A 22570-nucleotide genomic window follows, 5' to 3' on the forward strand; every position below is an offset into this window, starting at 1 on the left:
CTTTGTGAAGCTCTCGCGACAGTGGCGGCTCGGATCGGCCCCACCGCCCTATCTGCGATGGTGGCAGCCCGGGTCACCGCAGGACAGGCACCGTGAATCACGCATGTGACACTCGGTTGCGCATCGCTTGACGACCAGTTGCGACGTCCGGAAGAACGCCCCCGGATCCAACGAACGATCTAGGCCGCATGGCAGGCCGTCGACCGTGAAAGCTGCCGCCTGAATGAGCACCATCGTCGATGCCGCGCCCTCCTCACAGCACCCCATGGCCTCAGCGGCGCATCGAGCCATTCTCACGCTCGACAAGCGGGCGCGGGCGGAGCTGAAGGGACAGAAGCCGGTGATCCTCTGGATGACGGGCCTGTCCGGTGCCGGCAAGTCGACGATTGCAAACAGGCTCGAGGAGAAGCTGTGGCTGTGCGGCCATCACACCATGCTGCTCGACGGCGACAACCTGCGCTGCGGACTCAACAAGGATCTCACCTTCACGGATGCCGCCCGGGTCGAGAACATCCGCCGCACCGCGGAGGTCGCCAAGCTGATGCTGGAGGCCGGGCTGATCGCGATTTGCGCCCTGATCTCGCCGTTCCGGCGCGAGCGGATGCTGGCGCGCCAGCTGGTCGGTGCGGACGAGTTCATCGAGGTCTTCGTCGATGCACCTCTCGACCTGTGCAAGCGGCGCGATCCCAAAGGGCTCTATGCCCGCGCGCTGGCCGGGCAGATCCCCAACTTCACCGGCATCTCCTCGCCCTATGAGCCGCCGGACACGCCCGAGCTTCACCTGCGGACGGACAGGCATGACGTCGACGCCCTGGCCGGGCAGGTCCTGGAGGCGCTGCGGCACAGAGGCGTCATCGCCGGCACGCCCTGATCCCTGCCATCACCGCCCGCATCGCATGCCGCGGATGCGCGGCGCGCGGTGGTCCCTTCGCCATCGCTCATCCATGTTGCAATGCAGCATGGCGACGGACCGGAGCGGAGCGAGGACATGGTCGAGCTGATCCCTGTGGCGGAGGCGGCCGGGTTCACGGCGGGATGCCTCGCCATCCACGCGGCCCGGGGCTGGGCCGAGACCCTGACGCCGATCCTGGCCTACCTGGTCCTATCCTTGGGCGTTTGCCTCCTGACCGTCGCCGGCATCCAGCAATCGCCCGATCCCGACCAGCTCGTCGCGATGATGACCGAGGCGATGGCGACCTACTGAGGTCAGGCGGCCGGAGGCTGCGCCTCGGGTGCCGCCTCGGCCTTGGCCTCCTCGGCGCATTTGAGGCAGAGCTGGCGCTTGGCGAGCAGGGCGGCGACCGCGTTCGCACCCTCGAAGCTCACGACGTGACCGCATTCGAGCACGTTGAGGACCCGCTGATCGGGATCGTCGCGCTCGCCCGACGGATAGCAGCGGATCGCCGTCACGCGGCGCATCGGGATCTCAGCCTGCATGGCGATGCCCTGGAACCTCGTCTCGGGGCGGCGTAACCGCCGCGCCGCGCCGACCCATACCTGGGTCGCGCCGGCCGCTCCATAGCACGGACGAGGGCGTGACGCATGGGGTCTCGGCCCGCGTCATGTCGCAGGGACGGCACGCGGGCGGACCGATCGCGCGCGGCGACGCTCGAACGATGCGCCTGCAACGAGCATTGCGCCGCTCCCCGAAGCGGGCGCAGACTGGCGGCGACGATCCGGGTGCAACCTCGGGATGCCGGCTGGCACGGATGCTGCGTGCAAGGGCCTTCCGGGCGGGAGATGCGAACGCTCCCGACGACCCGACGATCCTGCAGAAGGAAGCGCGATGCCGCGTCTCTTCACCGCCTGCCTGCTCGCGGGCCTCGCCCTCTCCGCACCCCTGGCGGCGGGCGCCCAGGCCCAGACCCTGCGCTTCGGCCTGATGGAGGATCCGGACGCCCTCGATCCGACGCTCGCCCGCACCTTCGCCGGCCGAATGGTGTTCGCGGCGCTCTGCGACAAGCTCGTCGATATCGGGCCGGACCTGAAGCCGGTGCCCCAGCTCGCGACCGGGTGGGCGTGGTCGGAGGACCAGAAGAGCCTGACGCTCACGTTGCGGCCGAACGTGCGCTTCCATGATGGCGAGCCCCTGGACGCGGCAGCGGTGAAGTATTCGCTGGAGCGACACCTCAGGCTGCCGGGCTCGCAGCGCCGCGGCGAAATCGCACCGGTCGATACGGTGGAGGCGGTGGACGCCCTGACCGTGCGGGTCGACCTGAAGACGCCGTTCGCGCCCCTGCTCGCACAATTCACCGACCGGGCCGGCATGATCGTCTCGCCGAAGGCCGCCGAGCGGCTGGGCGACAAGTTCGCGACGGCGCCGGTCTGCGCCGGGCCGTACAAGTTCGTCGAGCGCGTGCCGCAGGACCGCATCGTGGTCGAGCGCTTCGACGATTACTGGAACAAGGACGCGGTCCAGATCCGGCGGATCGAGTTCCGGCCGATCCCCGACACCACGGTGCGGCTGACGAACCTGCGGGCCGGCCAGCTCGACCTGATCGAGCGCCTGGCTCCGACCGATTTGCCCCAAGTGAAGCGCGACCCGAAGCTGAAGGTCGGCCAGGCCTACGAGCTCGGCTTCTCCGGCGTGGTGTTCAACACCGCCCGGGAAGGCTCGCCGGTCGCCGATCCGCGGGTGCGCGCCGCCTTCGAGGCCGCCATCGACCGCAACGCGATCACGCAGGTGGTCTATAACGGCGAGTACCTGGCCGGGAACCAGTGGGTCTCGCCGAAGAACCCGAACTACGTGACCGAGCATCCGGTGCCGAAGCGCGACGTCGCCAAGGCCAAGGCGTTCCTGAAGGAGGCCGGGATCGAGAAGCCCTCGATCACCCTGATGGTCTACGCCAACAACGACGCGCCCCAGGTCGGCCAGGTGATCCAGGCGATGACCCGCGAGGCCGGCTTCGACGTGAAGCTCCAGGCCACCGACTTCACCACCTCCCTCGACCAGGCCGACAAGGGCAATTTCGAGGCCTATCTCTACAACTGGAGCGGCCGGCCCGATCCGGACGGTAACACCTACAGCTTCCTGGCCTGCAAGACGCCGCTGAACTACTCCCGCTACTGCAACCAGGAGGCCGATTCGGCGATGAACGCCGAGCGGCTGACCTCCGATCCGGCGGCTCGCAAGGCGGCCTGGAAGCGGCTCGCCGACCGGGTACTCACCGACAAGCCGCTGGTCTACCTGTTCCACCGCCGGCTGCTCTGGGCCTATTCGCAGAAGCTCACCGGCTTCGGCGAGTATCCCGACGGGCTGGTGCGCTTCACCGGCCTGAGGCTCGACTGATGTTGCGCTGCTGATGTTACGATTTTTGGCGCGACGCCTGGCCCTGGCGGTCCCGACCCTCGTCCTCGCCTCGATGATCATCTTCGCCCTGCAGCAATTGCTGCCGGGCGACACCGCCACCGCGCTCTCGGGCGAGGAGCGGGACCCGGAGGTGATCGCCTTCATCCGCGCCAAGTACCATCTCGATCAGCCGCTCCCGGTCCGTTACGCCTATTGGGCGACCGGCGTGCTGCAGGGCGATCTCGGCGAGTCGATCCGGCTCCAGAAGCCGGTGATCGAGCTGATCCGCGAGAAGCTGCCGGTCACCCTGGAACTCGCCTGCCTGGCGATGCTGGTGGCGCTCGTGATCGGGGTGCCGATGGGGATCCTGTCCGCGGTCCGGCCCGGGACCTGGATCGACGGGCTCGCCAACGGGGTCGCGCTCTGGGGCCTGTCGGTGCCGAATTTCTGGCTCGGCATCCTGATGATCCTGCTGTTCTCGGTGCAGCTCGGCTGGCTGCCGGCCTCCGGCTACGTGCCGCCGGGCGAGGACCTGCTTGAGAACCTGCGCTCGATGGCGATGCCGGCCTTCGTGCTCGGCAACGCCATCGCGGCGGTGATGATGCGCCACACGCGGGCGGCGATGCTCGGCGTGCTGCAATCCGACTATGTCCGCACCGCCCGGGCCAAGGGCGTGCCGACCGCCCGGGTGGTGTTGCGCCATGCGCTCCCCAACGCGGCGATCCCGATCATCACGCTGGGCGCCCTCGAATTCGGCCAGCTCCTCTCCGGTGCGGTGCTGACCGAGCAGGTGTTCTCGGTTCCGGGCTTCGGCAAGCTGATGGTGGATGCCGTGTTCAACCGCGACTTCGCGACCGTGCAGGGCGTCGTGATCTGCACCGCCGCGACCTACATCCTGCTCAACCTCGCGGCCGATCTCGCCTCGGCGCTGGTCAACCCGAAGCTGCGGCGCGCATGAGCGAGGCGGGATTCTCCACATCGGCGGAGATCGCCGCCGCGCCCGCCGCCGCCCTGCCGGCGGAGCCGGGGGCGTTTCGCGCCTTCTGGCACCGGTTCGGCCGTCGCCGCGGGGCGCTCGCCGGGCTCGTCGTCGTCGGAATGCTCGCCGTGCTGGCGCTCGGCGCCGAGTGGATCGCGCCGTTCGATCCCACCGCGACCGACTGGGGCGCGGTGCGGGCGGCGCCCGACCTGACGCATCTCTTCGGCACCGACGAGGTCGGGCGCGACGTTCTCTCGCGCATCGTCTTCGGCACCCGGGCCTCGCTCGGGGCGGGCCTGACCTCGGTGGCGCTGGCGGTGGCACTGGGCCTGCCGCTCGGGATGCTGGCGGGCTATGCCGGCGGCGTCATCGACGGGGCGATCATGCGCCTGACCGACGCGCTGCTCGCCATCCCGTTCCTGATCCTCGCCATCGCGCTCGCGGCCTTCCTCGGCCCCAGCCTCACCAACGCCATGGTGGCGATCGGGCTCTCGGCGACCTCGATCTTCGTGCGTCTCACCCGCGCCCAGGTGCAGGCGGTGGCGGCGGAAGAGTTCGTCGAGGCGGCCCGCGCCATCGGCAACCCGCCCTGGCGCATCGCGCTCCACCACATCCTGCCCAACATCGTGCCGGCGATCCTGGTCCAGGCCACCCTCACCATCGCGGCGGCGATCATCGCCGAGGCGAGCCTGTCGTTCCTCGGTCTCGGCCAGCAGCCGCCCGAGCCCTCCTGGGGCTCGATGCTCAACACCGCCAAGAACTTCCTCGACCAGGCGCCCTGGATGGCGATCTGGCCCGGGGTCTCGATCTTCCTCGCGGTGCTCGCGTTCAACCTCGTCGGCGACGGGCTGCGCGACGCCCTCGACCCGCGGGAGCGCCGATGAAAGCCTCCCCTCCCCTGCTGGATGTCCGCGATCTGGCCGTCGCCTTCGACACCGATGGCGGCACGGTCCACGCGGTGAACGGCGTGAGTTACGCCTTGCGCGAGGGCGAGACCCTCGGGATCGTCGGTGAATCGGGCTCGGGCAAGAGCGTCCACGTGCTCGCCATGCTCGGGCTGGTGCCGCGCCCGCCGGGGCGGATCACCGGCGGTCAGGTGTATTTCTCCGGGAGCGACCTGCTGGCGCTGCCGGAGCGGCGGTTGCGCCGGGTGCGCGGGCCTGAGATCGGCATGGTGTTCCAGGACCCGATGAGTTCGCTCAACCCGGCGATGACGGTGGCCGCGCAGGTCGCCGAGCCGCTGCGGCTGCATTGCGGCCTCGATGCGAGCAGCGCGCGGGCGCGGGCGCGCGACCTCCTCGACCTCGTGCGCATCCCCGATGCGGCCCGGCGGCTCGACCACTACCCGCACGAATTCTCCGGCGGCCAGCGCCAGCGGGTGATGATCGCGATCGGGCTCGCCTGCCGGCCCAAGCTCCTGATCGCCGACGAGGCCACCACCGCCCTCGACGTCACCGTGCAGGCCGAGATCGTCGCCCTGGTGCAGGAGCTGAAGCGCGAGATCGGCATGGCGATCATCTGGATCACCCACGATCTCGGCGTCGTCGCGGGCATCGCCGACACCGTGCAGGTGATGTATGCCGGGCGCATCGTCGAGCGGGGGCCGGTCGACGCGGTCTTTTCCGATCCCCGCAACGCCTACACGCTGGGGCTGCTGCGCTCGCTGCCGGATCTGAGCCGCGGCCGGGCCGGACGGCAGCGCCTGCGCCAGATCGAGGGCAGCCCGCCCGACATGCGTCATCCGCCGCCGGGCGATCCCTTCGCGCCCCGCAACCCCTACGCCACGCCGCGCTGCCGCGCCGAGGCACCGCCGCTCGCGCAGGTTCGGGGCAGCGTGCCGGGCCACCTCGCGGCGGCCTGGTACGACCTCCCGGCTCGGCTGGCGGACGGAGCCGGACGATGAGGCCGGTGAAGCCCGAGCCGCTGCTTTCGGTGAGGAATCTCAGCAAGCATTATCCCCTGCGGCACTGGTGGGGCGGCAGATCCGCGGTGTTCCGCGCCGTCGAGGATGTGAGCTTCGACATCGCCCCCGGCGAAACCCTGGGCCTCGTCGGCGAATCGGGATCCGGCAAGTCGACCATCGGCCGGGCGGTGACGATGCTGAACCCGCCGAGTACCGGCACCGTCGCGTTCGAGGGGACGGATCTCGCCAGCCTGCCGGCCCGGGAGATGCGGCGGATGCGAAGACGCATCCAGGTGATCTTCCAGGATCCCTATGCCGCCCTCAATCCCCGGATGAGCGCCGGCGCCTACGTCGCCGAGCCGTTCCGGCTGCACCGGCCCGACATGGGGGGAGCGGAAAGCCGGGACGCGGTGGCGGCCCTGTTCCAGCGGGTCGGGCTCGATCCGCGCTTCGCCGGGCGCTATCCGCACCAGTTCTCCGGCGGCCAGCGCCAGCGGCTCTGCATCGCCCGGGCGATCGCGCTCAAACCCAGCTTCATCGTCGCCGACGAGCCGATCGCCGCCCTCGACGTGTCGATCCAGGCGCAGGTGGTCAACCTGCTGCAGGACCTGCAGGAGGAACTGGGCCTGTCGTACCTCTTCATCTCCCATGATCTGCGGATGGTGCGCTACCTCTGCCACCGGGTCGCGGTGTTGCGGCGCGGGCGGATCGTCGAACTCGCCGACAGCGACACCCTGTACGAGGATCCGCGCCATCCCTACACGCGGGCGCTGCTCGGCGCGGTGCCGGTGCCGGATCCTGCGGCCGAGCGGGCCCGCCTGCGGGCGACGCGCGAGGCGCCGGCCGCCGCCATCCCGGAGGCCGGGCCGCTGGAAGAGGTCGGTCCCGGGCATTGGGTGGCGCGGGCAGCGCATGTGTAAGCGCTTGCTTGGTGCGCCACCGGATTTCATACCCAGGGCGTCGCCCATGGGCTTCGGAAGCGGAACTCGGAACGGGGACCACACGCATCGGAGTCCATCCCATCCACGACCTCATCCTGAGGTCGCGAGTGGGATGATCGACAGAGACAGGATCGATTTTGCACACCCGCTCGCCCGGTCCGCTGCGCGGACCCGGAATGACGGGGAGGATGTCAGTTTCGTCGATCGAACCGGTCGACCAGTCAAGGAAACGTCACGGTGAGGGATTTCTCGAGACCCGGGCGCTCGCCCGTCTACGCCGCCAACGCCGCCGTCGCGACGTCGCACCCGCTCTCGACGCTGGCGGCGATCGAGGTGCTGCGGTCGGGCGGCAATGCGGTCGATGCCGGCATCGCCGCGGTGGCGGTGCAATGCGTGGTCGATCCGCTGATGACCGGGATCGGCGGCGATTGCTTCGCTCTCTACGCGCCCAAGGGCGCGAGGACTCCGATCGCCCTCAACGGCTCCGGCCGCAGCCCCGCGGCGGCGCACGATGCCTGGTTCCTGGAACGCGGCATCGCCCTGACCCCGACCTCGCCGCACAGCGTCACGGTGCCGGGGGCGGTCGCCGCCTGGGCCAAGCTGCTGGAGGATCACGGCACCCGCAGCCTCGGCGAGCTGCTGCAACCGGCGATCCGCTACGCGGAGGACGGCTATCCGGTGCAGCCGCGCGTCGCCCTCGACTGGTCGCGCAGCGTCGAGCGGGTCGCCGGCGATCCGGCCTCGGCGGCGACCTACCTGATCGAGGGCCAAGCGCCGGGCGTCGGCACGATCATGCGGCATCGTAAGCTCGCCGCCACGCTCAAGCGCATCGCGGAGCACGGCCCGCGCGGCTTCTACGAGGGGCCGGTGGCCGAGGACATCGTGGCGCGACTGCGCGATCTCGGCGGCCTGCACACGCTGGACGACTTCGCGGCCGCCGCGCCCGAAATCGTCACCCCGGTCACCACGCGCTACCGCGGCTACGACGTCTACGAGTGCCCGCCGAGCGGCCAGGGCCTCGCGGTGCTGATGATGCTCAACGTGCTGTCGCACTACGACATCGCGGCCCTCTCGGACCTCGACCGGGTCCACCTCTTCGCCGAGGCCTGCAAGCAGGCCTATCACCACCGCGACGCGCTCTTCGCCGATCCGGTCCTCAACCGGGTGCCGGTGGAGCACCTGCTCTCCGAAGCCTGGCGGGCGAGCGCCCACGGCGCCATCGACATGGCCCGCGCCCAGGAGCCGGTGATCTGGCCCGAACTCACCCACAAGGACACGGTGTACCTGAGCGTCGTCGACCGGGACGGCAACGCGCTCTCGTTGATCAACTCGATCTTCCAGGGCTTCGGCAGCGGCATCACCGCGCCGGAGAGCGGGGTTCTGCTGCACAATCGCGGCCTGTCCTTCCGCATCGATCCGGGCCACCCGAACACGATCGGTCCCCGCAAGCGCCCGATGCACACCATCATTCCGGGCATGCTGATGCGGGACGGCGAGACGGTGGCGCCGTTCGGCGTGATGGGCGGGCATTACCAGGCGATGGGCCATGTCGAGCTGCTGACCGGCATCATCGACCGCGGCCTCGACGTGCAGGAGGCGCTGGATGCCCCGCGCAGCTTCGCCTATGGCGGCGGGATCGAGATGGAGCCCGGCTTCGCGGACGGCGTCGTCGCCGGGCTCGAGGCGCGCGGCCACCGCACCATCCCGGCCTCGGGCCCGATCGGTGGCGGCCAGATCATCTGGATCGACCGGGCGCGCGGGGTGCTCGCCGCGGGCTCCGACCCGCGCAAGGACGGCAGCGCACTCGGCTATTGAGGTGACCATGTCCTTCGACATCGACGCCGCGGCGGCGGCGCTCCTCGACGCCCGCCGCAACCGTACCCGCCTCGACGCCCTCCCCGAGGGCGCCCGGCCGGGCAGCGAGGCGGAGGCCTACGCGGTCCAGGACGCGGTCGCCCGCCTCCTCGGCCCGGTGGCAGGCTGGAAGGTGGGGGCGCCGAGCGCCACCGCCACCCCGGCCCGGGCCGCGCTCCACGCCGACACGATCTTCGAGGCCGGGACCTTGCCGGCCTCGCTGTTCCACCTGATCGGGGCGGAGGCGGAGATCGCCTATCGCTTCGGCCGCGATCTCCCCGCGGAGGCCGGTCCCTACGACCGGGACGCGGTGCTGGCGGCGGTCGCCACGATGCATCCGGCGATCGAGATCGCCGATACCCGCTTCACGGTCTTCGGCGCAGTCGATCCGCACAGCCAGCGCGCCGACCAGCAGAATCATGGCGTCCTGGTGCTCGGGCCCGGGCTCTCGGAGTGGCGCCACCTCGACCCGGTGACCCAGCCGGTGCGGCTGACCATCGACGGACAGGTGCTCCACGATCGCGTCGGCGGCAATTCGGCGGTCGATCCGGTGCGCCTGCTGGTCTGGCTCGCCAACGAGGGCGCGCGGTCGCTCGGCGGCATCAAGGCCGGTCAGGTCGTCACCACCGGCTCCTGCACCGGCACGGATTTCGTGACGGCACCGACCCGGATGGTGGCGGAGTTCCCGGGGCTGGGGAGCGTGGCGCTGGCGATCGGGTGAGGGAAGCGGTGCATCACGCCGGAACCCTCCTCCCACGGAACTCGGGCTTGCCCGAGTTCCGCATCGCCGTGCCCGCATCGCCGTGACCAAGTCGGGCACGCCCGACTTGGGACGGCGGAGGTTTTTCCGGGCGTGATCGTCGGAGGCGGAGCAGCCCCCGGGCGGATCACCCCTCGATCCGCATCTCCTCCGCCGGCGCCCCCTCCAGCGGCACCGGCCGCCCGAACAGGTAGCCTTGCACCTCCGTGCATCCCTCCCGCCGCACCGCCGCGAACTGGTCCTCGGTCTCGATGCCCTCGGCGGTGATCGTCGCGCCGAGCTGGGCCGCGATGCCGACCACCGCGCGCACGATCGCGGCGGTGTCGGGGTCGGCGATATCGGCGATGAAGGAGCGGTCGATCTTGATCGCGTCGAAGGAGAAGCGGCGCAGGTAGCTCAGGGACGAGTAGCCGGTGCCGAAATCGTCGAGGGCGATCCGCACTCCGAGGCGGCGCAAGGCCAGGAGCAGGTCGGCGGCCTCGCCCTCGATCAGCAGGCTCTCGGTGATCTCGAGTTCGAGCCGCTCCGCCGCGAGGCCGGATTCGCGCAACGCGGACTGGACGGCGGCGATCAGGGGTCCGTGCCGCACCTGCGCGGCCGAGACGTTGACGGCGACCCGGGCGCCGTCGGTCCAGGCCGCCGCGTCGCGGCAGGCCCGGCGCAGGATCCAGGCGCCCAGGCGCTCGATCAGGCCGGTCTCCTCGGCCAGCGGGATGAAGGCCGCCGGCGGCACCAGCCCGCGGGTCGGGTGGCGCCAGCGCACCAGCGCCTCGCGGCAGACGACCCGCCGCTCCGCCGCGGTGACGATCGGCTGGTAGTGCAGCTCGAACTCGCCGCGCTGCAGGGCGAGGCGCAGGTCGAGTTCGAGGCCGCGCTGCTCGGCCGCCGCCGCCTCCATCGCCGGGTCGTAGAGCCGGAAGGTGCTGCGGCCCGCGGCCTTGGCGCTGTAGAGCGCCCGGTCGGCCTGGGCCATCAGGGTGTCGGCGTCGGCGCCGTGGCGCGGAGCGAGCACGACGCCGATGCTGACGCCGACATGCATCGGCCGGCCGGCGACGATGACCGGCTCCTGCATCGCCTCGACCAGGGCGGCGGCGGTCCGCGACGCCGCCAGCGGGTCGCCCTCGCCGAGGAGAACCGCGAACTCGTCGCCGCCGAGCCGCGCGATCGTGTCCTCGGGACGAAGGACCGCCCGCAGGCGGCGGGCGACCGCGCAGAGCAGCGTGTCGCCGGCGGCGTGGCCGAGGGTGTCGTTGACCACCTTGAACCGGTCGAGGTCGAGCCACAGGATCGCGCCCGCGCCGGTGGCGAGCAGGGCGTCGAGGCGCTCGCGGAAGAAGGTGCGGTTCGGCAGGTCGGTGAGCGCGTCGTGGCGCGCCATGTGGACGATGCGCCGCTCGGCCTCGCGCCGCGCGGTGATGTCCTCGACCTGGAGCAGGGTCGAGGCCGGGTCCGGCGGCAGGTGCAGGCGCACCGCCGAGACGCGGGCCCACATCGGGCGGCCGTCCGGGCGGGGAAAGCGCATCTCGCACACCGCCGGGCCGCGCCCCTGCGCCGCGCGGGCGAGCACGTCGCCGAGCAGGCCGGCATCCTCGGCGAGGACCAGGGCGGAGAGCGGCCGCCCGACGAGCCGCTCCGCCTCGGCATCCCCGAGGGCCGACCGGAAGGCGCGGTTCGCCTCGGCCAGCACGCCGTCGGCACCGACCACCAGCATCCCGGCGGGCGCGTGCTCGATGATGCCGCGGAAATGGCTCGCGCTGCGGCGGGCCTCGGCCTCGGCGGCCCGGAGCGCGGATTGCTCGCGCTTGAGGGCGCTGATGTCGAAGTGGAAGCCGGTGCGCTCTCCGCCCTCGCGCACGCGCTCGATCACCCGGATCCAGCGCTCGCCCGGCAGCGGCACCTCGAACGGCGCGCCGGCGAAGCGCAGCGATTCCCGCAGCTGCGCCAGGAGCTGGGCCGGCGCGTCCCCGGCGGCCTCCTGCCAGGCCCGGGCCACCACCGCCTCGAGGGTGAGCCCCACGGCCTCGGCCGGGGACAGCCCGTAGAGCTGCCCGAACTGCCCGTTGGCCGAGACGATGCGCCCGTCGGCATTCGCCACCGCGATGCCGTCCGGCGCCCCGTGGCGGGCCTCCGGGGCAGCGATACCGGGGCCGGCGGGCCCGGCTTCGTGGGTGATCCGGCGCCACAGCCGCATCCGGCCGACGCCCGGGATGGTCTGGGCCGAGACCCGCAGCCAAGTGCCGCGGTGCTCGAACTCGAACGGCCGGCTCTGGACCTGATGGCGGACGATCCCGCTCGCGACGTATTCCTCGATGTAGCGCAGCTCGTCGCAGGTCAGGCGGTTGCGATAGAACCGCAGCAGGTTCTCGCGGTAAGGCTCGCCGACATGGACGAAGCCGTCATGCTCGGGAAAGAAGTAGAGGAAGGTCTGGTTCCAGGCGAGCGCCCGGTCGTCCGCGTCGAAGACGCACAGGCCGATATCGAGGCCGTCGAGCAGATCGGTGAGCGGGCCGAGGCTCGGCGTGGGCTTTCGCATGCTGACGTCCTCGATGACTCTCTGCATCGGCACCGATCCCGACGGCAGGCTTATCCTGACGTGACGGCACGCACGATCGTAACTTGCCGGCCGGTCGTGCCAAGATCCCACGAACACCAAGATCCCACGAACAGATTGATATCGTCCTTACGGCGATCCCGCGCGCCGGACGACGCGGGTCGTCCCGAGCCGAAGGGTTGGCGAAGTGGGGTCGTCGGGGACGATCCGGAGATGACGGCCCGGCGACAGCCAGGCCCTTGCCACGCCGGCGCGGATCGGCTGTGAAGACAGTCGTGAAAGGCGACCACGCGCGAACGACGCGGGCGCCGGGAGGAGCCGACCGATGAACCGTTTCACCACCGGCCTGTGCGGGGCCGTTCTCGCCCTCGCGGCGCTGAGCGCGCCGGCCGCGGCGCAGATCTCCGACGACGTGGTGCGGATCGGCGTGCTCACCGACCTCTCGGGACCCTACGCCGATAGCGGCGGGCGCGGCTCGGTGGCGGCGGCCGAGATGGCGGCGAAGGATTTCGGCGGGACGGTGCGGGGCAAACCGGTCGAGATCGTCTCGGCCGACCACCAGAACAAGCCGGACGTGGCATCGAGCATCGCCCGGCGCTGGTACGACGTCGACAAGGTCGACGCCGTCATCGACCTGCCGGTGACGGCGATCGCGCTCGCCGTCCAGGCGGTCGCCAAGGAGAAGAACCGCACGGTGATGATCACCGCGGCGGCGACCTCCGACCTCACCGCCAAGACCTGCTCCCCGGTCAGCTCGCACTGGACCGACGACACCCATGCGCTGACCGCCGGCACGGCGCGGGCGGTGTTCGAGCGCGGCGGCAAGTCCTGGTACTTCATCACCGTCGACCACGCCTTCGGCCACGCGCTGCAGAAGGAGGCGACGCATGTCGTCGAGGCGCTGGGCGGCAAGGTGCTGGGCACCTCGCGCCACCCGATCAACACCGCCGACTACTCGTCCTTCCTGCTCCAGGCCCAGAGCTCGGGAGCGGACGTGGTCGCCTTCGCCAGCGTCGGCGACGACTTCACCAAGGCGGTCAAGCAGGCCGACGAGTTCGGGCTGACCAACGGGCGCCAGACGCTGACGGGGTTCCTGGTCTACGTCACCGACATCAAGGGCCTCGGCCTGCCGGTGGCCCATGGCCTGACTTTCTCGGAAGCCTTCTACTGGGACCAGAACGACGCCGCCCGCGCCTTCGCCAAGCGCTTCCAGGAGCGCACCGGCGCGATGCCGACGAAGAACCAGGCGCTGATCTACACAGCGGTCGGCCATTACCTGAAGGCGGTCGACAAGGCCGGCACCGACGAGGCGGTGGCGGCGAACGCCGCCATGCGGGCCCTGCCGGTGGCGTTCTTCGACCATCCCGCCACCCTGCGGGCCGACGGGCGCCTCCTCTACGATCCCGTGCTCTACCGGGCGAAGGAGCCGGCGGCGAGCAAGGGGCCGTGGGACCTCTACGAGGTGCTGCGCACCATCCCGAAAGAAGAAGCGTTCCTGCCGATGAACCCGGCCTGCGCCCCCAACGGGCGCGGGTGAGCCGCCGGTGGACCGCATGACCGACCCCGCCCTGGCCGAGGGGTTCGACCTCCGGCGCCTGCCGGACGGGTTCATCGCGAACCCCTACCCCGTCTACGCGGCCCTGCGCGAGCACGCCCCGGTCCACGTGATGGGCCGGGGTCCTTCGGGCGAGAGCCTGATCCTGCTCACGCGCTACGCGGATCTGGAGCGGGTCTACAAGGACGCCGCGACCTTCAGCTCGGACAAGACCGTCGAGTTCGGAGCCAAGTTCAAGGTGGCGGAGGCGGGGGCCTCCCCGCTCTACCGCCACCACACCACGAGCCTCGTCTTCAACGACCCGCCGCGCCACACGCGGGTCCGGCGCATCATCGCCGGGGCGTTCACGCCCCGGGCGATCGCCGCCATGGAGGCCGGCATCGTCGCGCTGGTGGAGGGTCTCCTCGACGCGGCGGAGGCGCGCGGCACCATCGACCTGATCGAGGACTTCGCCGCCGCGATCCCCGTCGAGGTGATCGGCAACCTGCTCGGCGTACCGAGGAGCGAGCGCGGGCCGCTGCGGGACTGGTCGCTGGCGATCCTCGGCGCCCTCGAACCCGTCCTGTCGCCGGAGGTCGAGGCCAGCGGCAACCGGGCGGTGAGCGAGTTCCTGGCCTATCTCGACCACCTCGTCGCCGATCGCCGCCGCCATCCGGGCGACCCGGACAAGGACATCCTCACCCGCCTGATCCAGGGCGAGGTCGGCGGCGAGCGGCTCTCGCCGGAGGAATTGCTGCAGAACTGCATCTTCATCCTCAATGCCGGGCACGAGACCACCACCAACCTGATCGGCAACGGGCTGCACCTGCTGGCCGAGCACCCCGAGGCGCGGGCGCGGCTCCTCGCCACGCCGGACCTGATGCGAAAGGCGGTGGAAGAGGTCCTGCGCTTCGAGAGCTCGAACCAGCTCGGCAACCGCGTCGCGACGACGGGGTTCGCGATGGGCGGGCGGGACTTTCCCGCCGGCACCCAGATCACGCTCTGCATCGGCGCCGCCAACCGCGACCCGGCCCAGTTCCCCGACCCCGACACCTTCGACGTCGCCCGCGACTCCAACCGCCACCTCGCCTTCGCGAGCGGCATCCATCAATGCGTCGGCATGGCGGTGGCCCGGCTCGAGGGCGGGGTGGCGCTCGGGCGCTTCCTCGGCCGCTTCCCCGGCTACCGTCTCGACGGGGAGCCCATCCGCTCGCAGCGCGTGCGCTTCCGCGGCTTCCTGCGCCTGCCGGCGCGACTCGGGTGAGGAGCTTCCCTCAATCGTTTGTGTGCGGGCGCGGCGTGGGCAGGCGCCCCGCCGCGCCCTAAGCTCCCCCGCCAGCGACGCAACGACGGTCCGAGGGATTACGCATGAAGCTCCACCGCCGTGCCGTGCTGGCCGGCTCCCTGGCTGCCGGCCTGCTGCCGGGCCGGCTCCTGGCGCAAGGCGGCGAACTGATCCGCCGCCCGATCCCCTCCACCGGCGAGACGGTGCCGGCCGTCGGCATCGGCACCTCGCGGCGCTACGACGTGGCGCCGGATTCAGAAGGCATGGCGCCGCTGCGCGAGACGGTGGCGCGGTTCGTCGCGCTCGGCGGCACCGTGATCGACACCGCGCCGGATTACGGCCGGGCCGAGGAGGTGCTGGGCCGGATCCTCAAGGAGACGGGCCTTCGCGACAAGGTCTTCCTGTGCAGCAAGGTGGCGGCGCGGGGGCGCGAGGCGGGGCAGGCGCAGATCGCGCAGTCGTTCCGCCGCCTCGGCACCGACCGGATCGACCTGATCGCGGTCCACAACCTGATCGACCCGGAGGCGCAGCTGCCGCTCCTGCGCGAGATGAAGGATTCCAGGCGCATCCGCTATCTCGGCGCCACCACCTGGGCCGAGAAGCAGTACGGCGACCTCGAAGCCCTGATGAAGGCGCAGGCCCTCGACGTGATCCAGGTCAATTACGCGGTCGATGCCCGCCAGGCCGCCGAGCGCATCCTGCCGCTCGCGCGCGACCGCGGGATCGCCGTGATGGTCAACGTGCCGTTCGGCCGCGAGCGGCTGTTCACCCTGGTGCGCGGCCGCGAGTTGCCACCATGGGCGGCGGAGTTCGACTGCGCGAGCTGGCCGCAATTCTTCCTGAAATACGTCCTGTCGCACGAGGCGGTGACCTGCCCGGTGCCGGGCACGGCGCAGGTGCGCTACGCCGAGGACAATCTCGGCGGCGCCCGCGGCCGGCTGCCCGACGCCGCCCTGCGCCGCAAGATGGAGGAGTTCATCGATGGCCTGTGATCGTCGCGCGCTGCTGCGCGCCGGGGCACTCGGCGCCGGAATGCTCACCCTGACGCTCGCCCTCGCGGGGAATACCCGGGCCCAAGAGTCCAAGAAGCCGCAAGAGTCCAAGATCCCGGTCGCGGTGATCGGCGGCGGCAATATCGGCGGCACCGTCGGGGGCCTGTGGGTCAAGGCCGGCCATCCGGTGATGTTCGCCTCCCGCCATCCGGAGGACCTGAAGCCGCTGGTCGACAAGCTCGGGCCGCTCGCCAAGGCGGGCACGGTCGAGCAGGCCCTCGCCTTCGGCGACGCGGTGCTGATCGCGGTGCCGTACAAGGCCTATCCGGAGATCGGAAAGGCCTATGGCGGCCTCCTGAAGGACAAGATCGTGCTCGACGCCGGCAACGCCACCAAGGCCCGCGACGGCGATCTGGCGACGGAAGCCGAGAGCGCCGGCATCGGCGCCACCTCGGCCAAGTACTTGGGCAGCGCCCGGCTGGTGCGGGCCTTCAACGCCGCGAATTACCGGCTCTTCGCCCAGAACGCCCATCGCAGCGGCGCTCCCATGGCGGTGCCGATCGCGGGCGACGACCGCCAGGCCGTCGGCGTCGCCGCGTCCCTGGTGCGCGATGCCGGGTTCGAGCCGGTGGTGGTCGGCGGCCTCGACGCGGCGAAAAAATTCCAGATGGGCAGCCCGGGCTTCGGCCACGATGCCACGGCACAGGAGGCCCGCAAGGCCTTCGGGGTCACCGAATGAGCCCCACCCCTGGCGCCGCGCAAGCGGCGCAGGCCGGCCTCAAGGTGCCGGCCTGGCTCCGGCGCCTCACCGACGTGCGGCCGGAGGAGGTGCCGGCGCTCGGCTGGGCCTGGCTCTACATCTTCGCGCTGCTCTCGTCCTACTACGTGATGCGGCCGATCCGCGACCAGATGGGGCTGGCCGGCGGGCTCGAGAACCTGCCCTGGCTGTTCACCGCCACGCTGGTCGGCATGCTGGTGCTCAACGTGCCGTTCGGCTGGCTGGTGCGCAAGCTGCCGCGGGCCCGCTTCATCCCGATCACCTACCGCTTCTTCGCCGCCAACATCCTGGTCTTCGCGGTGGTGCTCTACCGCAGCGGGCCCGAGGATTCGGTGTGGATCGGCCGGGTGTTCTTCGTCTGGCTGTCGATCTTCAACCTGTTCGTGGTCTCGATCTTCTGGGCGACGATCGTCGACGTGTTCGACACCGAGCAGGGCAAGAGGCTGTTCGGCTTCATCGCGGCGGGCGCGACGCTCGGGGCCATCACCGGCTCGGCCTTCACCGCCGTGCTGGCGCGGGACGTGCCCACCCCCTTCCTGCTGCTCGCGGCGGCCGCCCTCCTCGAAGTCGCCGTCATCAGCATGCGGGGTCTGGCGCGGATCTCCGACGCCTTGTCGCGCGAGCCGGGGGCGGCGACGCAGGCGATCGGCGGCAGCCCGTTCGCCGGCATCAGCCGGGTGCTCGGCTCGCCCTACCTGCTGGGCATCTGCCTGTTCCTGCTCCTGTTCTCGATCACCTCGACCTTCCTGTATTTCGAGCAGGCGGGCATCGCGAAGCGCAGCTTCCCGGATCGCGGCGCGCAGACGGCGTTCTTCGCCAGCGTCGACCTCGCGGTGAACGTGCTGACGCTCGGCGTCCAGCTCTTCCTCACCGGGCGGATCGTGAGGCGCCTGGGCGTCGGGCTCACCCTGGCGATCCTGCCGCTCGTCAGCGCGCTGGGCTTCGGGCTGCTCGCGGTGGCGCCGACCATCGCCAGCGTGGTGGTGTTCGGGGTGCTGCGCCGGGCCGGCAACTTCGCCATCGCCCGGCCGGTGCGCGAGGTGCTGTTCACCGTGCTGCCGCGAGAGGACCGCTACAAGGCCAAGGCCTTCATCGATACGGTGATGTACCGCCTCGGCGACCAGATCGGCGCCTGGTCCTACGGACTCGTGGGGCTGCTGGGGATGAGCGCCACCGCCCTGTCGGTCCTGGCGGTGCCGCTGTCGCTCGCCTGGCTCGTCAACGGCCTCTGGCTCGGGCGCCGGCAGGAGGCTATGGCCAAGGCGAGGGCAGAGGCACCGGAGGCGGGACATGGCTGAGACCGAAGCGGAGCTGCGCCAAGGCATCGTCGCGACCTGCCGCAGCATGGCGGAGCAGGGCCTGAACCAGGGTACCGCCGGCAACGTCTCGGCGCGGTTCGGCGAGGGCCTGCTCATCACGCCCTCGGGCCTCCCCTACGAGGAGATGACGCCCGACGACATCGTGCCGATGGACATGGAGGGCCGGGCCGACCACGCGCTGTCCCCCTCCTCCGAGTGGCGCTTCCACCGCGACATCCTGCGGGCCCGCCCCGACGTCGCGGCGATCGTCCACGCCCACCCGACCTACTGCACCGCCTTCGCGATGTGCCGCAAGGACATCCCGGCGGCCCACTACATGATCGCGGCGGCCGGCGGGCCGACCGTGCGCTGCGGCGGCTACGCGCTGTTCGGCACCGAGGAGCTGTCGCAGCGGGCGCTGGAGGCGCTCCAGGACCGCACCTGCTGCCTGCTCGCCAACCACGGCATGATCGCCACCGGGCCGAGCCTCGCCAAGGCGCTGTGGCTCGCCGTGGAACTCGAGACGTTGTGCCGGCAATACGCCGTGGCGCTCCAGGTCGGCCGGCCGCACATCCTGAGCGAGGCCGAGGTGGCGGAGGCGATGGAGCGGTTCAAGTCCTACGGGCCGCGGCCGAAGGTGGGGTGAGACGCTGCCCGCCCGTCACGCTCGGCGTATCCTGCCGGTCATGAGCCACATTATCCACGACCTTCGTGCTGACGCCCGATGCGCCCACGGCGATCCGGGAACCGGACACGGCACGGCTGCCCGTGCGCGCCACGGACGATGACGGCCGCGAAGTGCCGGCCGATCCGGTGGGCAGGGTGATCGGGGTGTGGAACCAGGGCGAGGCCTACGAGGTGGAGTTCGCGACGCCCTTCGACGCCCTGGCCACGGTCGCGGCCGAACAGGTCATCCGCGGGATGGTCCGACCGCTCACCCTGACATCCTCCATCGTCATCCCGGGCTCTCGTCTTCGACAAGACCCGGGATGACGTCGTATATCGAACAGGCCGCCGGTATTCGACGCCCCTACAGCTCCATCTTCATCGCCTGCGGATAATACCGGAACCCGCCCTGCCCGTTCTCCGCGACGTGGCCGATGCCCGGCCAGGCGAAGTGGTAGGCGAGAACCGGGATGCGGTTCTTCGCCAGCATGGTCAGCATCTTGAGCCGGGTCTGGGCCGATTGCTTCGGGTCGGTGTCGTAGGCGAACTCGGTCAGCGGCTTCTCCATCAGCAGCACCGGGTGGTGCGTCAGGTCGCCGAGGTAGCAGAGGTTCTGCTGGCCCGAGGTGATCATGAAGATCATGTGGCCGATGCTGTGGCCCGGCGCCGCCAGGGCCTGGATGCCGGGCAGGAATTCCTGGCCGTCCTTGATGAAGACCAGCCGGTCGCGGATCGGCAGCAGGTTCTTGCGCGCCGTGTCGAGGAAGGCGCTGAACGAGGCCGGCACCTTGCCGGGATCGGTCCAGTAATCGAAATCGGCCTGGGAGATGTAGTACTGGGCGTTGGGGAAGTGCGGCGTGCCGTCGTCGGCGACGCAGCCGCCGCAATGGTCGACATGGGCGTGGCTCATCACCACGGCGTCGATGTCCTTCGGGTCGATGCCGGCCTGGCGCATCGTGGTCATGAGCTTGCCGGTGGTCGGCCCGAACAGCTTGAGCGAACCCATGCCGGTATCGAACAGCACCAGCTTGCTGCCGGTGTTGAGGATCAGGATGTTCTGCTCCAGCACCGCGTTGGAGAGCGGCAGGAAGTTGGCGTTGAGCTGCGCATCCATCTCGGCCGGGGTGAGGCCGAGGAAGTTGGCGTGGGGATCGCCGAGCGGCAGGGTGCCGTCCGACACCATGGTGCCCTCGGCGTCGCCGAGGGTGAACCGGTAGTAGTAGGGGCTCTGGCTGCGCAGCATCGGCGCCTTGGCGCTCGCCATGCCGGGCAGCCCGGCCGTCGCCGCGGCCGCCGCCGCGCCGAACATGAGGCCGCGCCGGCTCGGGGCATCCAACCGAATCGTCATCGAGGTTTCCTCCACGCTGTCCCGCGGGCGACCTTATGCGCGCGCTGGCCGGGGGATCTCCGTCGGCGCGGCGCGGCCGGGACCTCTGCGGTACCGTATTTGTCCGCCGGCCCGGAAACGTTGTCAAACCGGCCGCGTGGGGAAAACCGGCCCCGGCGTCAGCTGCCGCCGGGTTGGGCACGGCCCGGCGCGTCACCGCCCAAATTGCGGGCCCCTGCCCAACCCCCCGGCACCCGGACCGATCGCGCCCGGCACCGGAATTGACAGTGTTCCGAGGCGGTTCCTACACCCCTCGCAACGAGGGAGGGCCTGTCGATGCCGAGCCACGATTTCGACTACGACCTGGTGGTGCGGGGGGCGGTGCTCGCCGGCCCGGCCGAGGTGTTCGAGGGCGATCTCGGGGTGCGCGACGGGGTGATCGCGGCACTCGGCCGGAATCTCCGGCGCGGCCGCGAGGAGATCGACGCCAAGGGGATGATCGTCACACCCGGCGGCCTCGACCCGCATTGCCACATCGAGGAGCCCTCCGAGGGCGGCGGCGTGCAGGAGGAGAGCTTTTCGAGCGGCTCGGCCGCGGCGCTCGCCGGCGGCACCACCTCCTTCATCTGCTTCGTGCCGCAATGGAAGGGCCACCCGATCGCCGCCACGGCGGCCGGTTACGAAGCCCGCGCCCGGGCCTCGCGCGCCGATTACAGCTTCCACCAGATCATCACCGACCCGACGCCCGACGTGCTGGAGCGGGAGGTGCCGGCTCTCGTCGCCCGCGGCATCCGCAGCCTCAAGGTCTTCCTCACCTACGATCCCCTGCGCCTCACCGACGGGCAGTTCCTGGAGGTACTGGCGACCGCCCGGCGCCTCGGCGCCTTCGTGACGGTGCATTGCGAGAATTACGACGCCATCGGCTGGCGCATCCGCGCCCTGCTGGAGGCCGGCCTCACCGACCCGCTCCAGCACGCCTGGGCCCGCCCGCCGGTGGTCGAGCGCGAGGCGACGCACCGCGCCATCGCGCTCGCCGAACTCGTCGACCAGCCGATCCAGGTCTTCCACGTCTCCTGCGACGAGGCGGCCGAAGAGATCGCCCGGGCCCGCGCCCGGGGCATCAAGGTCTGGGGCGAGACCTGCCCGCAATACCTGACCCTCTCCACCGACGACCTGGCCAAGCCCGATTTCGAGGGCGCCAAGGTGGTGTGCTCGCCCGCGCTCCGGGCGCCCGGCGAAGCCGAGCGGATCTGGGCCCGCATCCGCGAGGGCACCCTCGACGTGGTCTCCTCCGACCATTGCGGCTTCTCCTTCGCCACCGCCAAGCGCGATCCGGGCAGCAGCGGCTACGGCCAGGGCGGCGCGGGGGCCCGGCCCGACGGGATGCCGGCCTTCAACGCGATCCCGAACGGCGTGCCGGGCATCGAGACCCGGCTGCCGGTGCTCTTCTCCGAGGGCGTCTCGGCCGGGCGGATCGACCTGCCGGCCTTCGTGCGCCTGACCTCGACCAACGCCGCCCGCCTGTTCGGCCTCGCCGGCCGCAAGGGCACGCTCGCGCCCGGGGCGGATGCCGACCTGGTGCTGTGGAACCCCGATGCCGAGCGGGTCCTCACCAATGCCGACCTGCACCACGCCATCGACTACACCCCCTGGGAGGGGATGCGCCTCAAGGGCCTGCCCGTGATGACGATCCGGCGCGGCGAGGTCGCGGTGCGCGACGGGCAGGTCCTGGCCGAGCCGGGCTCCGGCCGCTTCCTGGCCCGCGGGCCCTACGCGCTGGCCACCGCTTCCGGCCGGGTGCCGGACGGCTTCGACGCCGCTTCGCGGCGCTGAGGTCTCGACGCGGCGCGCGCGCCGGCCGACCATGCGCCCCTTCGAGGGAGGGCCAGCATGGCGACCGTGAGATTGTGGAGCGACGCGGAGGCCGAAGGCCATCCTCGCGTCAAGGCGGTGTTCGACGACATCCGGGCGGTCCGCCGCTCGGACTTCATCAACAATTTCTGGCGGGCGCTCGCCAACCAGCCGGCGGTGCTGGAGCGGACCTGGGCCGACCTGAAGCAGGTGATGGCCGCCGACGGCGCCCTCGACCCGCTGACGAAGGAACTGATCTACATCGCGGTCTCGACCGCCAACGGCTGCAGCTACTGCATCCACTCCCACACCGCCGCCGCTCGGGCCAAGGGCATGACCGAGGCGCAGCACGGCGAATTGCTCGCGGTGATCGGCATGGCGAACATGACCAACGCGCTGGTGACCGGGATGCAGGTGCCGGTGGACGAGGCGTTCCAAGCATAGGCGCGCCCTGAACCCTCCCCCCTCTGCGGGGGAGGGTGCCCCGCTGCGAGTGCGAAGCACTCATGTGCGGGGCGGGAGAGGGGACGACGTTTCCGGAAATGACTGAACCGTTCTGAAG

General features: G+C 71.0%; 21 protein-coding genes. 18 read left to right on the forward strand and 3 right to left on the reverse strand.

The genetic code is table 11. The features are described from left to right. Nucleotides 1-223: 223 nt before the first annotated feature. Both cysC and VQ03_RS15710 read left to right on the forward strand, forming a co-directional pair. Nucleotides 224-871 carry an adenylyl-sulfate kinase gene (cysC, locus tag VQ03_RS15705; protein ID WP_083468034.1) on the forward strand — a complete coding sequence of 216 codons (648 nt, stop codon included), beginning with the start codon at nt 224-226 and terminating at the stop codon, nt 869-871. 117 nt (nt 872-988) lie between these two features. Continuing rightward, nucleotides 989-1204 carry a hypothetical protein gene (locus VQ03_RS15710; protein ID WP_048451834.1) on the forward strand — a complete coding sequence of 72 codons (216 nt, stop codon included), beginning with the start codon at nt 989-991 and terminating at the stop codon, nt 1202-1204. Between the two features lie 2 nt (nt 1205-1206). Here the strand turns inward: VQ03_RS15710 and VQ03_RS15715 are convergent, their stop codons facing one another. After that, complete coding sequence (locus VQ03_RS15715) at nt 1207-1437, reverse strand: hypothetical protein (RefSeq protein WP_048451835.1); 231 nt, start codon at nt 1435-1437, stop codon at nt 1207-1209. A 349-nt stretch (nt 1438-1786) separates the two neighbouring features. Between VQ03_RS15715 and VQ03_RS15720 the strand changes: the two genes are divergently transcribed. The 7 genes from VQ03_RS15720 to VQ03_RS15750 all read left to right on the forward strand — a co-directional run bounded on the left by VQ03_RS15720 (nt 1787) and on the right by VQ03_RS15750 (nt 9687). Beyond that, complete coding sequence (locus VQ03_RS15720; RefSeq protein WP_048451836.1) at nt 1787-3289, forward strand: ABC transporter substrate-binding protein; 1503 nt, start codon at nt 1787-1789, stop codon at nt 3287-3289. 13 nt (nt 3290-3302) lie between these two features. Further along, on the forward strand, nt 3303-4247 hold the full coding sequence (locus tag VQ03_RS15725; protein ID WP_048451837.1) for an ABC transporter permease: 945 nt from the start codon (nt 3303-3305) through the stop codon (nt 4245-4247). After that, entirely contained in the window at nt 4244-5152 is a 909-nt protein-coding gene (locus VQ03_RS15730; protein WP_048451838.1) for an ABC transporter permease, read from the forward strand. The genes VQ03_RS15725 and VQ03_RS15730 overlap by 4 nt, the downstream gene beginning before the upstream one ends. Then, nucleotides 5149-6171, forward strand: coding sequence for an ABC transporter ATP-binding protein (locus tag VQ03_RS15735; RefSeq protein ID WP_048451839.1), 1023 nt, complete (start codon nt 5149-5151; stop codon nt 6169-6171). The genes VQ03_RS15730 and VQ03_RS15735 overlap by 4 nt, the downstream gene beginning before the upstream one ends. Then, nucleotides 6168-7091: an ABC transporter ATP-binding protein gene (locus VQ03_RS15740; RefSeq protein ID WP_048451840.1), complete on the forward strand. Its 924-nt coding sequence runs from the start codon at nt 6168-6170 to the stop codon at nt 7089-7091. Before VQ03_RS15735 ends, VQ03_RS15740 begins: the two co-directional genes overlap by 4 nt. A gap of 258 nt (nt 7092-7349) precedes the next feature. Then, on the forward strand, nt 7350-8927 hold the full coding sequence (locus tag VQ03_RS15745) for a gamma-glutamyltransferase family protein (RefSeq protein WP_048451841.1): 1578 nt from the start codon (nt 7350-7352) through the stop codon (nt 8925-8927). Between the two features lie 7 nt (nt 8928-8934). Beyond that, on the forward strand, nt 8935-9687 hold the full coding sequence (locus tag VQ03_RS15750; protein WP_048451850.1) for a 2-keto-4-pentenoate hydratase: 753 nt from the start codon (nt 8935-8937) through the stop codon (nt 9685-9687). 166 nt (nt 9688-9853) lie between these two features. On the opposite strand, the gene VQ03_RS15755 is transcribed toward VQ03_RS15750, so the two are convergent. Next, nucleotides 9854-12286 carry an EAL domain-containing protein gene (locus tag VQ03_RS15755; RefSeq protein ID WP_053078603.1) on the reverse strand — a complete coding sequence of 811 codons (2433 nt, stop codon included), beginning with the start codon at nt 12284-12286 and terminating at the stop codon, nt 9854-9856. Between the two features lie 316 nt (nt 12287-12602). On the opposite strand from VQ03_RS15755, the gene VQ03_RS15760 reads away from it, so the two are divergent. The 7 genes from VQ03_RS15760 to VQ03_RS15790 all read left to right on the forward strand — a co-directional run bounded on the left by VQ03_RS15760 (nt 12603) and on the right by VQ03_RS15790 (nt 19157). Further along, nucleotides 12603-13814, forward strand: coding sequence for an ABC transporter substrate-binding protein (locus VQ03_RS15760; protein WP_048451842.1), 1212 nt, complete (start codon nt 12603-12605; stop codon nt 13812-13814). Nucleotides 13815-13830: 16 nt separating this feature from the next. Then, nucleotides 13831-15075, forward strand: coding sequence for a cytochrome P450 (locus VQ03_RS15765; protein ID WP_048451852.1), 1245 nt, complete (start codon nt 13831-13833; stop codon nt 15073-15075). 104 nt (nt 15076-15179) lie between these two features. After that, complete coding sequence (locus tag VQ03_RS15770; protein ID WP_048451843.1) at nt 15180-16088, forward strand: aldo/keto reductase; 909 nt, start codon at nt 15180-15182, stop codon at nt 16086-16088. Next, a complete protein-coding gene (locus VQ03_RS15775; protein WP_048451844.1) occupies nt 16078-16827 on the forward strand; it encodes an NADPH-dependent F420 reductase in 750 nt (249 codons plus the stop codon). The genes VQ03_RS15770 and VQ03_RS15775 overlap by 11 nt, the downstream gene beginning before the upstream one ends. Then, nucleotides 16824-18164, forward strand: a complete 1341-nt coding sequence (locus VQ03_RS15780) for an NTP/NDP exchange transporter (RefSeq protein ID WP_048451845.1) — start codon at nt 16824-16826, stop codon at nt 18162-18164. The genes VQ03_RS15775 and VQ03_RS15780 overlap by 4 nt, the downstream gene beginning before the upstream one ends. Further along, nucleotides 18157-18810, forward strand: a complete 654-nt coding sequence (locus VQ03_RS15785; protein WP_048451846.1) for a class II aldolase/adducin family protein — start codon at nt 18157-18159, stop codon at nt 18808-18810. Before VQ03_RS15780 ends, VQ03_RS15785 begins: the two co-directional genes overlap by 8 nt. 65 nt (nt 18811-18875) lie before the next feature. Continuing rightward, the gene (locus tag VQ03_RS15790; protein ID WP_053078604.1) at nt 18876-19157 is read left to right on the forward strand and encodes a hypothetical protein; all 282 of its coding nucleotides are present in this window, start codon (nt 18876-18878) and stop codon (nt 19155-19157) included. Nucleotides 19158-19194: 37 nt separating this feature from the next. Here the strand turns inward: VQ03_RS15790 and VQ03_RS15795 are convergent, their stop codons facing one another. Next, entirely contained in the window at nt 19195-20178 is a 984-nt protein-coding gene (locus VQ03_RS15795; RefSeq protein ID WP_048451847.1) for an MBL fold metallo-hydrolase, read from the reverse strand. Between the two features lie 315 nt (nt 20179-20493). On the opposite strand from VQ03_RS15795, the gene hydA reads away from it, so the two are divergent. Both hydA and VQ03_RS15805 read left to right on the forward strand, forming a co-directional pair. Next, nucleotides 20494-21990, forward strand: a complete 1497-nt coding sequence (hydA, locus tag VQ03_RS15800; RefSeq protein ID WP_048451848.1) for a dihydropyrimidinase — start codon at nt 20494-20496, stop codon at nt 21988-21990. 57 nt (nt 21991-22047) lie between these two features. After that, on the forward strand, nt 22048-22452 hold the full coding sequence (locus VQ03_RS15805; protein WP_048451849.1) for a carboxymuconolactone decarboxylase family protein: 405 nt from the start codon (nt 22048-22050) through the stop codon (nt 22450-22452). The last annotated feature ends 118 nt before the right edge of the window (nt 22453-22570 follow it).

Source organism: Methylobacterium tarhaniae (genome assembly GCF_001043955.1).
Classification (GTDB): Bacteria; Pseudomonadota; Alphaproteobacteria; order Rhizobiales; family Beijerinckiaceae; genus Methylobacterium; species Methylobacterium tarhaniae.

Bases quoted from the DNA above. Each gene is read 5' to 3' on its own strand.
- cysC (WP_083468034.1), top strand. From the start codon at position 224: ATGAGCACCATCGTCGATGCCGCGCCCTCCTCACAGCACCCCATGGCC.
- VQ03_RS15710 (WP_048451834.1), top strand. From the start codon at position 989: ATGGTCGAGCTGATCCCTGTGGCGGAGGCGGCCGGGTTCACGGCGGGA.
- VQ03_RS15715 (WP_048451835.1), bottom strand. From the start codon at position 1,437: ATGCAGGCTGAGATCCCGATGCGCCGCGTGACGGCGATCCGCTGCTAT.
- VQ03_RS15720 (WP_048451836.1), top strand. From the start codon at position 1,787: ATGCCGCGTCTCTTCACCGCCTGCCTGCTCGCGGGCCTCGCCCTCTCC.
- VQ03_RS15725 (WP_048451837.1), top strand. From the start codon at position 3,303: ATGTTACGATTTTTGGCGCGACGCCTGGCCCTGGCGGTCCCGACCCTC.
- VQ03_RS15730 (WP_048451838.1), top strand. From the start codon at position 4,244: ATGAGCGAGGCGGGATTCTCCACATCGGCGGAGATCGCCGCCGCGCCC.
- VQ03_RS15735 (WP_048451839.1), top strand. From the start codon at position 5,149: ATGAAAGCCTCCCCTCCCCTGCTGGATGTCCGCGATCTGGCCGTCGCC.
- VQ03_RS15740 (WP_048451840.1), top strand. From the start codon at position 6,168: ATGAGGCCGGTGAAGCCCGAGCCGCTGCTTTCGGTGAGGAATCTCAGC.
- VQ03_RS15750 (WP_048451850.1), top strand. From the start codon at position 8,935: ATGTCCTTCGACATCGACGCCGCGGCGGCGGCGCTCCTCGACGCCCGC.
- VQ03_RS15755 (WP_053078603.1), bottom strand. From the start codon at position 12,286: ATGCAGAGAGTCATCGAGGACGTCAGCATGCGAAAGCCCACGCCGAGC.
- VQ03_RS15760 (WP_048451842.1), top strand. From the start codon at position 12,603: ATGAACCGTTTCACCACCGGCCTGTGCGGGGCCGTTCTCGCCCTCGCG.
- VQ03_RS15765 (WP_048451852.1), top strand. From the start codon at position 13,831: ATGACCGACCCCGCCCTGGCCGAGGGGTTCGACCTCCGGCGCCTGCCG.
- VQ03_RS15770 (WP_048451843.1), top strand. From the start codon at position 15,180: ATGAAGCTCCACCGCCGTGCCGTGCTGGCCGGCTCCCTGGCTGCCGGC.
- VQ03_RS15775 (WP_048451844.1), top strand. From the start codon at position 16,078: ATGGCCTGTGATCGTCGCGCGCTGCTGCGCGCCGGGGCACTCGGCGCC.
- VQ03_RS15780 (WP_048451845.1), top strand. From the start codon at position 16,824: ATGAGCCCCACCCCTGGCGCCGCGCAAGCGGCGCAGGCCGGCCTCAAG.
- VQ03_RS15785 (WP_048451846.1), top strand. From the start codon at position 18,157: ATGGCTGAGACCGAAGCGGAGCTGCGCCAAGGCATCGTCGCGACCTGC.
- VQ03_RS15795 (WP_048451847.1), bottom strand. From the start codon at position 20,178: ATGACGATTCGGTTGGATGCCCCGAGCCGGCGCGGCCTCATGTTCGGC.
- hydA (WP_048451848.1), top strand. From the start codon at position 20,494: ATGCCGAGCCACGATTTCGACTACGACCTGGTGGTGCGGGGGGCGGTG.
- VQ03_RS15805 (WP_048451849.1), top strand. From the start codon at position 22,048: ATGGCGACCGTGAGATTGTGGAGCGACGCGGAGGCCGAAGGCCATCCT.